Annotated in this window: 13 protein-coding genes; all 13 read left to right on the top strand. The window is 59.5% G+C overall.

Annotated elements, in window-relative coordinates:
• Positions 1 to 95 precede the first annotated feature (95 nt).
• The 13 genes from NK667_RS06665 to nuoF all read left to right on the top strand — a co-directional run bounded on the left by NK667_RS06665 (position 96) and on the right by nuoF (position 13,710).
• Complete coding sequence (locus tag NK667_RS06665) at positions 96 to 542, top strand: NUDIX hydrolase (RefSeq protein WP_054053658.1); 447 nt, start codon at positions 96 to 98, stop codon at positions 540 to 542.
• 59 nt (positions 543 to 601) lie between these two features.
• Positions 602 to 1,747, top strand: a complete 1,146-nt coding sequence (gene mnmA / locus NK667_RS06660; protein ID WP_054053661.1) for a tRNA 2-thiouridine(34) synthase MnmA — start codon at positions 602 to 604, stop codon at positions 1,745 to 1,747.
• Positions 1,744 to 2,367, top strand: a complete 624-nt coding sequence (gene hflD / locus NK667_RS06655; protein WP_054053662.1) for a high frequency lysogenization protein HflD — start codon at positions 1,744 to 1,746, stop codon at positions 2,365 to 2,367. Before mnmA ends, hflD begins: the two co-directional genes overlap by 4 nt.
• Positions 2,368 to 2,493: 126 nt before the next feature.
• A complete protein-coding gene (gene purB, locus NK667_RS06650; RefSeq protein ID WP_054614119.1) occupies positions 2,494 to 3,864 on the top strand; it encodes an adenylosuccinate lyase in 1,371 nt (456 codons plus the stop codon).
• 86 nt (positions 3,865 to 3,950) lie between these two features.
• Positions 3,951 to 5,120, top strand: a complete 1,170-nt coding sequence (locus tag NK667_RS06645) for a ribosomal protein uL16 3-hydroxylase (protein ID WP_054053667.1) — start codon at positions 3,951 to 3,953, stop codon at positions 5,118 to 5,120.
• Positions 5,113 to 5,538 (top strand): GNAT family N-acetyltransferase, encoded by a 426-nt coding sequence (locus NK667_RS06640; RefSeq protein WP_054053668.1) that lies wholly within the window; start codon positions 5,113 to 5,115, stop codon positions 5,536 to 5,538. The genes NK667_RS06645 and NK667_RS06640 overlap by 8 nt, the downstream gene beginning before the upstream one ends.
• Before the next feature lie 169 nt (positions 5,539 to 5,707).
• Positions 5,708 to 6,469, top strand: coding sequence for a secretin N-terminal domain-containing protein (locus tag NK667_RS06635; protein ID WP_054614118.1), 762 nt, complete (start codon positions 5,708 to 5,710; stop codon positions 6,467 to 6,469).
• Between the two features lie 500 nt (positions 6,470 to 6,969).
• The gene (gene aceA, locus NK667_RS06630; protein WP_008032724.1) at positions 6,970 to 8,295 is read left to right on the top strand and encodes an isocitrate lyase; all 1,326 of its coding nucleotides are present in this window, start codon (positions 6,970 to 6,972) and stop codon (positions 8,293 to 8,295) included.
• A gap of 607 nt (positions 8,296 to 8,902) precedes the next feature.
• Positions 8,903 to 9,316: an NADH-quinone oxidoreductase subunit A gene (locus tag NK667_RS06625; RefSeq protein ID WP_003223812.1), complete on the top strand. Its 414-nt coding sequence runs from the start codon at positions 8,903 to 8,905 to the stop codon at positions 9,314 to 9,316.
• Between the two features lie 10 nt (positions 9,317 to 9,326).
• Positions 9,327 to 10,001 (top strand): NuoB/complex I 20 kDa subunit family protein, encoded by a 675-nt coding sequence (locus tag NK667_RS06620; protein ID WP_008146035.1) that lies wholly within the window; start codon positions 9,327 to 9,329, stop codon positions 9,999 to 10,001.
• A 72-nt stretch (positions 10,002 to 10,073) separates the two neighbouring features.
• The gene (nuoC, locus tag NK667_RS06615) at positions 10,074 to 11,858 is read left to right on the top strand and encodes an NADH-quinone oxidoreductase subunit C/D (RefSeq protein WP_054614117.1); all 1,785 of its coding nucleotides are present in this window, start codon (positions 10,074 to 10,076) and stop codon (positions 11,856 to 11,858) included.
• 2 nt (positions 11,859 to 11,860) lie between these two features.
• Positions 11,861 to 12,358, top strand: a complete 498-nt coding sequence (gene nuoE, locus NK667_RS06610) for an NADH-quinone oxidoreductase subunit NuoE (protein WP_054053673.1) — start codon at positions 11,861 to 11,863, stop codon at positions 12,356 to 12,358.
• Positions 12,355 to 13,710, top strand: a complete 1,356-nt coding sequence (gene nuoF / locus NK667_RS06605; RefSeq protein WP_054053675.1) for an NADH-quinone oxidoreductase subunit NuoF — start codon at positions 12,355 to 12,357, stop codon at positions 13,708 to 13,710. The genes nuoE and nuoF overlap by 4 nt, the downstream gene beginning before the upstream one ends.
• Positions 13,711 to 13,838: the final 128 nt, after the last annotated feature.

Raw genomic sequence — 13,838 nt, 5'->3', positions numbered from 1 at the left:
TCATTCAGCACTCTTATTGACTGACCCACCGCTTTCGCGAGCAAGCCCGCTCCCACAGGGTCCGTATTTCATTATTCAGAATTTGAGGAAGCACTATGGATTGGCTACCCCACATCACCGTCGCCACCATCGTCGAAGACAACGGCCGCTTCCTGATGGTCGAAGAATCCAAGGGCGGACGAACGGTGCTCAACCAGCCCGCCGGTCACCTGGACCCGGACGAAACCCTGATCGAAGCCGCCGTGCGTGAAACCCTGGAGGAAACCGGTTGGGACGTCGAACCGACCGGCATCGTAGGGATTTACCTCTACACCGCCCCGAGCAACGGCGTGACTTATCAGCGGGTCTGCTTCACCGCCAAGGCGCTGAAGCACCACCCCGACTATCAATTGGACGACGGTATCGTCGGCGCCAAGTGGCTAACCCGTGACGAACTCATGGCACAGCGCGCAAACTGGCGCAGTGAGCTGATCATCCGCTGTATCGATGATTATCTGGGAGGCTTTCACTTCGGTCTCGAACTGATCCGCCCTTCTCTTTAGCCTTGCGGGCTTCGGCCTGTTAGAATCGCGTCCTTTTTCAAGACACTCATTGAATCCCTATGCGTGATCCAGCCCCTTCTGACATACAAAAGAAGCGCGTCATTGTCGGCATGTCCGGCGGCGTGGACTCTTCCGTTTCCGCTCTCCTGCTGATCGAGCAGGGTTATGAGGTGGAAGGCCTGTTCATGAAGAACTGGGAAGAAGACGATGGAACGGAATACTGCACCGCCATGGACGACCTGGCGGATGCACAGGCTGTGTGCGACAAAATCGGCATCAAGCTGCACACCGCCAACTTCGCCGCCGAGTACTGGGACAACGTGTTCGAGCACTTCCTGGCCGAATACAAGGCCGGTCGCACGCCGAACCCGGACATCCTGTGTAACCGCGAGATCAAGTTCAAGGCGTTCCTCGACTACGCCATGATGCTCGGCGCCGACCTGATCGCCACCGGCCACTACGTGCGTCGCCGCGACATCGATGGCCGCACCGAGCTGCTCAAGGGCCTGGACCCGAACAAGGACCAGAGCTACTTCCTGCACGCCGTGGGCGGCGAACAGATCGCCAAGACCCTGTTCCCGGTCGGCGAGCTGGAAAAACCCGAAGTGCGCGCGATTGCCGAGAAGCACGAACTCGCCACCGCGAAGAAAAAGGATTCCACCGGGATCTGCTTTATCGGCGAACGCCGCTTCAGCGACTTCCTCAAGCAATACCTGCCGGCCCAGCCGGGCGAGATCAAGACCACCGAAGGTGAAGTCATCGGCCGTCACCACGGCTTGATGTACCACACCATCGGTCAGCGTCAGGGCCTGGGCATTGGCGGCTTGAAAGACGCCAGCGACGAGCCGTGGTACGTGCTGATCAAGGACCTGGTCAACAACGAACTGATCGTCGGCCAGGGCAATGATCACCCGTACCTGTTCTCCCGCGCCCTGCTCGCCTCGGACATTTATTGGGTCAACCCGATTGATCTGAGCGAACCCCGCAAGCTGACCGCCAAAGTCCGTTATCGCCAAAGCGACCAGCCGTGCACGCTTGAAAAAACCGCCACCGGCTACCGCGCGACCTTCGATGACCCGCAACGCGCGGTCACCCCAGGTCAATCCGTGGTGTTCTATGACGGTGAAATCTGCCTCGGCGGCGGCGTGATCGAAATCGCCGAACCCTGGACCAGCAAAGGCACTCCTCAAGGCGCGCCACAATGAGCCCGACTCAGGAGCAACTGACGGCGCTGGGCGGCGTGTTTCTCGCTGCGGTGCTGGTGGACAAGATCGCCAAGAGCGGCCAGACGAGCGAAGCCGGCCTGACCTGCATGCTCGGCAGCCTGCTGATCCGCGATCCCAAGGACACCCTGGAAGTCTACGGCGGCGACGACATCAATCTGCGCGAAGGCTATCGCGCGTTGATCGGCGCCCTGGAACGCGATCCGAGTACCCTGCAGCGCGAACCGCTGCGCTATGCCCTGGCGATGCTTGGCCTTGAGCGTCAACTGGCCAAGCGCGACGACATGCTCGGCGTGATCGGCAAGCGTTTGCCGCAGATTCAGTCCCAGGTCGAGCATTTCGGCCCGGCCCACGAGAACGTGATCGCGGCTTGCGGCGCGCTGTACCAGGACACGCTGAGTACGTTGCGCCAACGGATCCAGGTCCACGGCGACATGCGCAACCTGCAGCAACCGAGCAACGCCTCGAAGATCCGCGCCCTGTTGCTGGCCGGGATTCGTTCGGCGCGCTTGTGGCGGCAGTTGGGCGGTCATCGCTGGCAGTTGGTGATCAGTCGTCGCAAGTTGCTTAAAGAGCTTTACCCGCTGATGCGCAGCAGCTGAACCGCGCCCGCAACAATGCTTTAGATCTGTAACGCGTAATACGCCGGTCAGTTGGCAACGGACCGGCGGATATTTTCATGTATGATACGCGCCCCATTTCGTTGCCCGACTGTCCGAGAACACCCCATGCAGCTCTCTTCGCTCACTGCGGTTTCCCCTGTTGACGGCCGCTACGCCGGCAAAACCCAGGCCCTGCGCCCAATTTTCAGCGAATACGGCCTGATCCGTGCTCGCGTTCTGGTTGAAGTGCGCTGGCTCCAGCGCTTGGCCGCTCACCCAGGCATCAGCGAAGTGCCGGCGTTCTCCGCCGAAGCCAACGCGGTGCTGAACACCCTGGCGGACAACTTCGCTCTGGAGCACGCCGAGCGTGTCAAAGAGATCGAGCGCACCACCAACCACGATGTAAAAGCCATCGAGTACTTGCTCAAAGAGCAGGCGGCCAAGCTGCCGGAACTGGCCAAGGTCAGCGAATTCATCCACTTTGCCTGCACCAGCGAGGACATCAACAACCTGTCCCACGCCCTGATGCTGCGTGAAGGCCGTGATGATGTGATGCTGCCACTGATGCGCCAGACCGCCGAAGCTATCCGCGAACTGGCGATCCGTTTCGCTGACGTGCCGATGCTGTCGCGCACCCACGGTCAACCGGCTTCGCCGACCACTTTGGGTAAAGAACTGGCGAACGTGGTTTACCGTCTGGAGCGTCAAATCGCTCAAGTCGCTGCCGTTCCGCTGCTGGGCAAGATCAACGGCGCTGTCGGCAACTACAACGCACACATCTCCGCCTACCCGGAAATCGACTGGGAAGAAAACGCCCGCGCCTTCATCGAAGACGAGCTGGGCCTGGGCTTCAACCCGTACACCACGCAGATCGAACCACACGACTACATCGCCGAACTGTTCGACGCGATCGCGCGCTTCAACACCATCCTGATCGACTTCGACCGCGACATCTGGGGCTACATCTCCCTGGGTTATTTCAAACAGCGCACCATCGCTGGCGAAATCGGCTCGTCGACCATGCCGCACAAGGTCAACCCGATCGACTTCGAAAACTCCGAAGGCAACCTGGGTATCGCCAACGCACTGTTCCAGCACCTGGCGAGCAAACTGCCGATCTCCCGCTGGCAGCGCGACCTGACCGACTCCACCGTATTGCGCAACCTCGGTGTCGGCTTCGCCCACAGCGTGATCGCGTACGAAGCCAGCCTCAAAGGCATCAGCAAACTGGAGCTCAACGCGCAGAAAATCGCCGCTGACCTGGACGCTTGCTGGGAAGTCCTGGCCGAGCCGATCCAGACCGTGATGCGCCGCTACAACATCGAAAACCCGTACGAGAAGCTGAAAGAGTTGACGCGCGGCAAGGGCATCAGCCCTGAAGCACTGCAAACTTTCATCGACGGCCTGGACATGCCAGCCGCCGCCAAGGCCGAGCTGAAACTGCTTACCCCGGCGAACTACATCGGCAACGCTGTAGAGCAAGCCAAACGCATCTGATCGACCGCTTGACCCTTTTGAGACGCCCGGCAGCGCCGGGCGTTTTTATTCCCGTCTGAAAAGTGCATTTTTTCAATAGGTTACACATGAATCCTGATATTCCTCTTCAACTTCTGGGCGGCATCACGGCGCGCGAATTCATGCGCGATTACTGGCAGAAAAAACCGCTGCTGATCCGCCAGGCGATCCCTGATTTCGAAAGCCCGATCGATCCCGACGAACTGGCCGGCCTGGCGCTGGAAGAAGAAGTTGAATCGCGCCTGGTGATCGAACACGGCGAGCGTCCTTGGGAATTGCGCCGCGGCCCGTTCGCCGAAGACGAATTCAGCAAGTTGCCGGAAACCGAATGGACCCTGCTGGTACAAGCAGTCGACCAATTCGTACCGGAAGTCAGCGAACTGCTGGAAAGTTTCCGCTTCCTGCCGAGCTGGCGCGTCGACGACGTGATGATCAGCTTCGCCGCCCCGGGTGGCAGCGTCGGTCCGCACTTCGACAACTACGACGTATTCCTGCTGCAAGGTCACGGCAAGCGCAACTGGAAAATCGGCCAGATGTGCGACTCCGAGAGCAAGCTGCTGCCACACGCGGACCTGCGCATCCTCGCCGACTTCGAAGCTACCGATGAGTGGGTTCTGGAGCCGGGTGACATGCTCTACCTGCCGCCACGCCTGGCCCATTGTGGTGTTGCGATTGATGACTGCATGACCTATTCCGTAGGTTTCCGCGCGCCGAGCGCCGCTGAAGTGCTGACTCACTTCACCGACTTCCTCAGCCAGTTCCTGACCGACGAAGAACGCTACACCGACGCCGACGCACTGCCGGCGGTCGATCCTCACCAGATTCAGCACGACGCGCTTGATCGCCTGAAAGCCTTGCTGGCCGAGCACATGAGCGACGAACGCCTGCTGCTGACCTGGTTCGGCCAGTTCATGACCGAGCCGCGCTACCCGGAACTGGTGGTCGGCCCGGAAGAAGTCGAAGAAGAAGACTTCCTCGCCAGTCTGGAACAAGGCGCCGTGCTGATCCGCAACCCGAGCGCGCGCATGGCCTGGTCCGAAGTCGATGACGACCTGCTGCTGTTCGCCAGCGGCCAGAGCCGTTATCTGCCGGGCAAACTGCGCGAGCTGCTGAAGCTGATCTGCGCCGCCGACGCCCTGCACACCGACAACCTCGGTGAGTGGCTGAATGACGAAGACGGCCGTGGCCTGCTGTGCGAGCTGGTCAAGCAAGGCAGCCTGGGGTTTGCTGATGAATAAAATCCACGTTCGTGTCGCAGACTGGCAGAAGGATATCGCCGAGATACGGCGCATTCGTGAGACGGTGTTCATCGCCGAGCAATCCGTTCCGCCTGAACTGGAATGGGATGCCGATGACGCGACAGCCGTGCATTTCCTCGCTTTCGAAGGCGACTTCCCGATTGGCACCGCCCGCCTGCTGCCCGATGGGCACATCGGCCGGGTGTCGGTGCTCAAGGACTGGCGCGGTTTGAAAGTCGGCGATGCGCTGATGCAAGCGGTGATCGGCGAAGCCGAGAAGCGCGGGCTGAAGCAGCAGATGCTGAGCGCACAGGTGCAAGCCACGGCGTTCTATGAGCGCCTGGGTTTCAGCCTGGTCAGTGAGGAATTCCTGGAAGCCGGGATTCCGCATGTGGACATGGTTCGGCATTCGGCATAACCCTTGTGGCGAGGGAGCTTGCCCCCTCGCCACAAAGGCCCGCAAGAACACCACAAAACGCCCCGCCATCCCCGGATGCCGGGGCGTTTTGCTGTCTACGATTCAACTTGCCCCACCCCGGGCCGACAAACTGGCAATATCAAGCCTTTCGAAAGCGGAGATAACGGACATGTCCCTACGCCCCCTGCTCACCACGCTGCTGCTGACCTGCAGTTTTTCGGTCATGGCCGCCACCGAGATCGTGCCCCTGAACTACCGCACCAGCGCCGACATGCTGCCGGTGGCGCAGAATTTCATCGGCAAGGACGGCCAGGTCAGCGCCTATGGCAACCAACTGATCGTCAATGCAGATCAACGCAAGATCGACGAACTTAAGGCATTGATCAGCCAACTCGATGTGGCCGCCAAGCGCCTGCTGATCACCGTCGACACCAACGAGAACAACTTCCAGGGCGACCAGGGTTACACGGTGAACGGCGCCAAGCCCAGCCAAACCCGCATCATCAATCGCAGCACCGACAGCCGTGACGGCGGCATCCAGCAGGTGCAGGCCAGCGAAGGCACACCGGCGCTGATCCAGGTCGGCCAGAGCGTGCCGTTGACCAGCACGCAGACCGACACCTACGGTCGCCTGCAAAGCCAAACCGAATATCGCAACGTTACTCAGGGGTTTTACGTCACCGCCAGCGTCACCGGCGAAATCGTTCACTTGGCGATCAGTACCAATCGTGACCGCATGAGCCAGGAACGTCCCGATGTAGTGAATGTGCAAAGTACCGACACAACTGTCACGGGGCGTCTGGGCGAGTGGATCACCCTGGCCGGCGTGAATCGCCAGACTCAGGCCGATAAACAGGGCGTAACCCGCAGCTACTCTACTCAGGGCCGGGATGATATGACCTTGCGGGTGAAAGTCGACACGCTGGACTAAAGCACCAAAAACTGACTGATGAGTCGTATTAGACTAAAGATGTAGTGCTTGAAAAAAAGCACTACAAAACGTTTGACGAGCCAAAAAAGCAAAGGCATGATGGCCTCGCTCCCGCTAATCAGGGGCCCTGGCAAGGGCCTTCGAGTCGCCGCCTGCATCTACCCCGCAAGCCGATTCGTGTCTGTACCGCCCACAAGGTGTGTTTGACGAGGTTGCCGACTGGAACGAAGTTGTCCCGAGGGACGGAAGCGTAATTAGGTAAACCCGGCATCACACTGAAGTTCGTACCAAGGCCCACGACGCCCGAATGCGCTCGCCAGTTCGCCCTTACCTGCTCACTTCCCCTCGAGCCCATCGTTCATCCCGTCGCCATCCCCGCCAAATCCGACTTGACCACCTAAGCTTCTGGTCAGCGAGCAGCCTTTTACGCTTCCTTGATAGGCGTAACCGGCAGGAGCAGGAATTTTCCACCCAAGACCTATGCGACGAGGTTTATCTCCATGGCACTGACACGCGAACAGCAAATTGCAGCCCTCGAAAAAGATTGGGCTGAAAACCCACGCTGGAAAGGCGTGACACGCGCTTACTCCGCTGCTGACGTCGTCCGCCTGCGCGGCTCGGTTCAACCTGAGCACACCTTTGCAAAACTGGGCGCCGAGAAGCTGTGGAATCTGGTTACCCAGGGTGCCAAGCCGTCCTTCCGTCCTGAGAAAGATTTCGTCAACTGCATGGGCGCCCTGACCGGCGGCCAGGCTGTACAACAAGTCAAAGCCGGTATCCAGGCGATCTACCTGTCGGGCTGGCAGGTTGCTGCAGACAACAACTCCGCCGAATCGATGTACCCGGATCAGTCGCTGTACCCGGTGGACTCGGTTCCAACCGTGGTCAAGCGCATCAACAACTCGTTCCGTCGTGCTGACCAGATCCAGTGGAAAGCCGGTAAAGGTCCGGGCGACGAAGGCTACATCGACTACTTCGCTCCGATCGTGGCTGACGCTGAAGCCGGTTTCGGCGGCGTACTGAACGCCTACGAACTGATGAAAAGCATGATCGAAGCAGGCGCCGCCGGCGTTCACTTCGAAGACCAACTGGCTTCCGTGAAAAAATGCGGCCACATGGGCGGCAAGGTACTGGTTCCAACCCAGGAAGCCGTACAGAAGCTGACCGCTGCTCGTCTGGCAGCTGACGTTGCCGGTACACCGACCATCATCCTGGCCCGTACCGATGCGAACGCGGCTGACTTGCTGACTTCGGATTGCGACCCGTACGACCAGCCGTTCGTCACTGGCGAACGCACCCAGGAAGGTTTCTACAAAGTGCGCGCCGGTCTCGACCAGGCTATCGCTCGCGGCCTGGCTTACGCGCCGTACGCCGACCTGATCTGGTGCGAAACCGCCAAGCCGGATCTGGACGAGGCTCGTCGCTTCGCTGAAGCGATCAAAAAGGAATACCCGGACCAACTGCTGTCGTACAACTGCTCGCCTTCCTTCAACTGGAAGAAAAACCTGGACGACGCGACCATCGCCAAGTTCCAGCGCGAACTGTCCGCCATGGGTTACAAGCACCAGTTCATCACCCTGGCCGGCATTCACAACATGTGGCACAGCATGTTCAACCTGGCGCACGACTACGCCCGCAACGACATGACTGCCTACGTGAAACTGCAAGAGCAAGAGTTCGCTGACGCTGCCAAGGGTTACACCTTCGTGGCTCACCAGCAGGAAGTGGGCACCGGCTACTTCGACGACATGACCACCGTGATTCAAGGTGGCTCGTCTTCGGTGACCGCGCTGACCGGTTCGACTGAAGAAGAACAGTTCCACTGATCTGAGCAAACGGCCGCTGCGGACCGAATAAAAAGCTAACCGCAACGTCGCACATCTGACGCCCCGACTGGTTCGGGGCGTTTTTTTGTCCGCGATTCACCCCGCCCCTGTAGGAGCGAGGCTTGCCCGCGAAGAACGCGCTACGGATTTGCAGGCTTACCGCGTCATCGTCCTTCGCGGGCAAGCCTCGCTCCTACAAGGGCAAAAAACATTGATCCAGAGCGGCCTCGCGATCAGAAAAATGCGGTAAAACGAGCGCCGCTGCTACTTGCAGTAACGGCTATATAAGACAACTTCCCAACCCCTCACCCGTTAAACAGTTTAAAAACCAGCTCAAACAATATTGATTATCATTTAGCGCCAACTATGTTCGTTACATTTCCTACAAAACAATATTGGTGAAAAGCCTGCTAATGCCCGCACGGCATGGGCTACAGGGCTTTGGAGGTACGCTATGTCCTTATTCCTATAAATAATTTCGCTATAGGAATTTTACTTGCACGGTGTTGTGCCATAAAATCACCGCGATTGATTGCTGCGACATATCGTCACTGCTTTGTTTCTTTTCAAGCTCAGAGACCTTTGCTCTCTGTTAAGGATTACCAGCATGCCCGAAGCGACAGGACTCATGGCCCACAACTGGGGCTTTGCCATTTTCCTTCTGGGCGTTGTCGGCCTCTGTGCCTTCATGCTTGGCGTCTCCAGCCTCCTCGGGTCAAAAGCCTGGGGCCGCAGCAAAAACGAACCGTTCGAGTCCGGCATGCTACCTACAGGTGGCGCCCGCTTGCGGCTCTCAGCCAAATTCTATCTGGTCGCGATGCTCTTCGTGATCTTCGATATCGAAGCCCTCTTTCTCTTTGCCTGGTCTGTGTCCGTCCGCGAAAGCGGCTGGACCGGATTCGTCGAAGCTCTCGTTTTCATAGCAATTCTGTTGGCAGGTCTTGTCTACCTGTTCCGAGTGGGCGCCCTTGACTGGGCTCCGGAAGCTCGTCGCAAGCGGCAGGCGAAGCTGAAACAATGAGGCTTTGGCAATGCAATACAATCTCACCAGGATCGACCCCGATGCTCCTAACGAGCAGTATCCGATTGGCGAGCGGGAAACCGTTTCCGATCCGTTAGAAGATCAAGTCCACAAAAACATTTTCATGGGCAAGCTCGAAGACGTGCTTAACGGCACGATAAACTGGGGGCGCAAGAACTCCCTGTGGCCGTATAACTTCGGTCTTTCGTGCTGCTACGTGGAAATGACCACCGCCTTCACGGCGCCCCACGACATCGCGCGCTTTGGTGCCGAGGTTATCCGGGCATCGCCGCGCCAGGCGGATTTCATGGTTATCGCCGGTACCTGCTTCATCAAGATGGCGCCGATCATTCAGCGTCTCTACGAGCAAATGCTCGAACCTAAATGGGTTATCTCCATGGGTTCGTGCGCCAACTCCGGTGGCATGTACGACATCTACTCCGTCGTTCAAGGGGTGGACAAGTTCCTGCCCGTGGACGTCTACGTGCCTGGCTGCCCGCCCCGTCCTGAAGCTTTCCTGCAAGGCTTGATGCTCTTGCAAGAGTCGATTGGACAGGAGCGTCGTCCGCTTTCCTGGGTCGTCGGCGATCAAGGCGTGTACCGCGCCGAGATGCCTTCGCAAAAGGAACAGCGCCGCGAACAGCGAATCGCAGTCACCAACCTGCGCAGCCCCGACGAAGTCTGATCCAGCTCTGCTTCTTTTATAGAACGAGACACTGGCTTCATTCTTTACGTTGACCGAAAGCGATAAATAACCATGACTACAGGCAGTGCTCTGTACATCCCGCCTTATAAGGCAGACGACCAGGATGTGGTCGTCGAACTGAACAACCGTTTTGGCCCCGAGGCGTTCACCGCCCAGCCTACCCGCACCGGCATGCCGGTGCTTTGGGTTGTCCGTGCCAAACTCGTCGAAGTCCTGACCTTCCTGCGCAACCTGCCCAAGCCGTACGTCATGCTCTATGACCTGCACGGCGTGGACGAGCGTCTGCGCACCAAGCGTCAAGGGCTGCCAAGCGGCGCCGACTTCACTGTGTTCTATCACTTGATGTCGATCGAACGTAATAGTGACGTGATGATCAAGGTCGCCTTGTCCGAGAGCGACCTCAGCCTGCCGACCGTCACCAGCATCTGGCCGAACGCCAACTGGTACGAGCGTGAAGTGTGGGACATGTACGGGATCGACTTCAAAGGTCACCCGCACCTGACACGCATCATGATGCCGCCGACCTGGAAAGGTCACCCGCTGCGCAAGGACTTCCCGGCCCGCGCCACTGAGTTCGATCCGTTTACCCTGAACCTGGCCAAGCAACAGCTTGAGGAAGAAGCCGCGCGCTTCAAGCCTGAAGACTGGGGCATGAAGCGTTCCGGGGCGAACGAGGACTACATGTTCCTCAACCTCGGCCCGAACCACCCTTCCGCGCACGGTGCGTTCCGCATCATCCTGCAGCTGGACGGTGAAGAGATCGTCGATTGCGTGCCGGACGTTGGCTACCACCACCGTGGTGCCGAGAAGATGGCCGAGCGTCAGTCCTGGCACAGCTTCATCCCGTACACCGACCGTATCGACTACCTCGGCGGCGTGATGAACAACCTGCCGTACGTGCTCTCGGTCGAGAAGCTGGCCGGCATCAAGGTGCCCGAGAAGGTCGACGTCATCCGCATCATGATGGCCGAGTTCTTCCGGATCACCAGCCACCTGCTGTTCCTGGGTACGTACATCCAGGACGTTGGCGCGATGACTCCAGTGTTCTTCACCTTCACCGACCGCCAGAAGGCGTACACGGTGATCGAAGCTATCACCGGTTTCCGTCTGCACCCGGCCTGGTACCGCATCGGTGGCGTCGCCCACGACCTGCCGCGCGGCTGGGAAAAACTGGTTAAAGACTTCGTCGAGTGGATGCCAAAGCGTCTGGACGAATATCAGAAAGCCGCGCTGGACAACAGCATCCTCAAGGGCCGGACCATCGGCGTTGCCGCCTACAACACCAAAGAGGCCCTCGAATGGGGCGTCACCGGTGCCGGCCTGCGTTCGACCGGTTGCGACTTCGACTTGCGTAAGGCACGTCCATACTCCGGCTACGAGAACTTCGAATTCGAAGTCCCGCTGGCGGCCAATGGCGATGCCTACGACCGTTGCATCGTGCGCGTCGAAGAAATGCGCCAGAGCCTGAAGATCATCGAGCAGTGCATGCGCAACATGCCGGAAGGCCCGTACAAGGCGGATCACCCGCTGACCACGCCGCCACCGAAAGAACGCACGCTGCAGCACATCGAGACCTTGATCACGCACTTCCTGCAAGTTTCGTGGGGCCCGGTCATGCCGGCCAACGAATCCTTCCAGATGATCGAAGCGACCAAGGGCATCAACAGTTATTACCTGACGAGCGATGGCGGCACCATGAGCTACCGCACCCGGATTCGTACCCCAAGCTTCCCGCACCTGCAGCAGATCCCTTCGGTGATCAAAGGCAGCATGGTCGCGGACTTGATCGCGTACCTGGGTAGTATCGATTTCGTTATGGCCGACGTGGACCGCTAAGCATGAACAGCACGCTTATCCAGACAGACCGTTTCACGCTGAGTGAAACCGAGCGCTCGGCCATCGAGCACGAGCTGCATCACTACGAAGACCCGCGCGCGGCGTCGATCGAAGCCCTGAAGATCGTCCAGAAGGAACGTGGCTGGGTGCCTGACGGCGCGCTCTACGCCATCGGCGAGATCCTCGGCATCCCGGCCAGCGACGTTGAAGGGGTGGCTACTTTCTATAGCCAGATCTTCCGTCAGCCAGTCGGCCGCCACATCATTCGCGTCTGCGACAGCATGGTCTGCTACATCGGCGGCCATGAATCGGTGGTCAGCGAAATCCAGAGCAAGCTTGGCATCGGCCTGGGTCAGACCACCGCCGACGGTCGTTTCACCCTGCTGCCGGTTTGCTGCCTCGGCAACTGCGACAAGGCGCCGGCGTTGATGATCGACGACGACACATTCGGTGATGTTCAGCCTGCTGGCGTCGCCCAATTGCTCGAGGGCTACGTATGACCCTGACTTCCTTCGGTCCTGCCAACCGCATCAAGCGTTCGGCCGAGACTCACCCGCTGACCTGGCGCCTGCGTGACGACGGCGAGGCCGTGTGGCTCGACGAGTACCAGGCCAAGAACGGTTACGCGGCTGCGCGCAAAGCCTTCGCCGACATGGCCCAGGACGATATCGTCCAGACCGTGAAAGACGCAGGCCTCAAAGGTCGCGGCGGTGCAGGCTTCCCCACTGGCGTGAAGTGGGGCCTGATGCCCAAAGACGAATCCATCAACATCCGCTACCTGCTGTGCAACGCGGACGAGATGGAACCGAACACCTGGAAAGACCGCATGCTGATGGAGCAACTGCCCCATCTGCTGATCGAAGGCATGCTGATCAGTGCTCGCGCGCTGAAAACCTACCGTGGCTACATCTTCCTGCGTGGCGAATACACCACCGCCGCCAAGCACCTGAACCGTGCCGTGGAAGAAGCCAAGGCAGCGGGCCTGCTGGGCAAGAACATCCTGGGCAGCGGCTTCGATTTCGAGCTGTTCGTCCACACCGGCGCCGGGCGTTACATCTGCGGTGAAGAAACCGCACTGATCAACTCCCTCGAAGGCCGCCGCGCCAACCCGCGCTCCAAGCCACCCTTCCCTGCCGCCGTTGGCGTGTGGGGCAAGCCAACTTGTGTGAACAACGTTGAAACCCTGTGCAACGTCCCGGCGATCATTGCCGACGGCGTGGACTGGTACAAATCGTTGGCGCGCGAAGGCAGCGAAGACATGGGCACCAAGCTCATGGGCTTCTCCGGCAAGGTCAAGAACCCGGGCCTGTGGGAATTGCCGTTCGGCGTCACCGGTCGCGAGTTGTTCGAAGACTACGCCGGCGGCATGCGCGACGGCTTCAAGCTCAAGTGCTGGCAGCCTGGCGGCGCCGGTACCGGTTTCCTGTTGCCGGAACACCTGGACGCACAAATGTACGCCGGCGGCATCGCCAAAGTGGGTACCCGGATGGGTACCGGCCTGGCCATGGCGGTCGACGACAGCGTCAACATGGTGTCCCTGCTGCGCAACATGGAAGAGTTCTTCTCCCGCGAGTCGTGCGGTTTCTGCACCCCGTGCCGTGACGGTCTGCCGTGGAGCGTCAAGCTGCTGCGCGCGATCGAGAACGGTGAAGGGCAAGCCGGCGACATCGAGACCCTGCTGGGTCTGGTCGGTTTCCTCGGCCCTGGCAAGACCTTCTGTGCTCACGCACCGGGCGCCGTGGAGCCATTGGGCAGCGCAATCAAATACTTCCGTCCAGAGTTCGAAGCCGGCATCGCGCCCACCAGCGCCGTCGTCCCGCCTCTGGCAAGGCCGATCGTAGTCGGCGCGTAAACGCTTAAAAAGGCGAAGGGTCCGTGCCCTTCGCCTTCTCGTTCGATGACGCCTTTATAGGCTGTTTTGATTCGCACGAATAACAAGATTCCATTAGCCACGCCCGCTGACACCGGGCCAACGAAGAA

The organism is Pseudomonas nunensis (assembly GCF_024296925.1).
In the GTDB taxonomy this organism is placed as follows: Bacteria; Pseudomonadota; Gammaproteobacteria; order Pseudomonadales; family Pseudomonadaceae; genus Aquipseudomonas; species Aquipseudomonas nunensis.
Note: the sequence above shows the minus strand (reverse complement) of the source record. Positions and strands in the feature narration are given on the sequence as shown.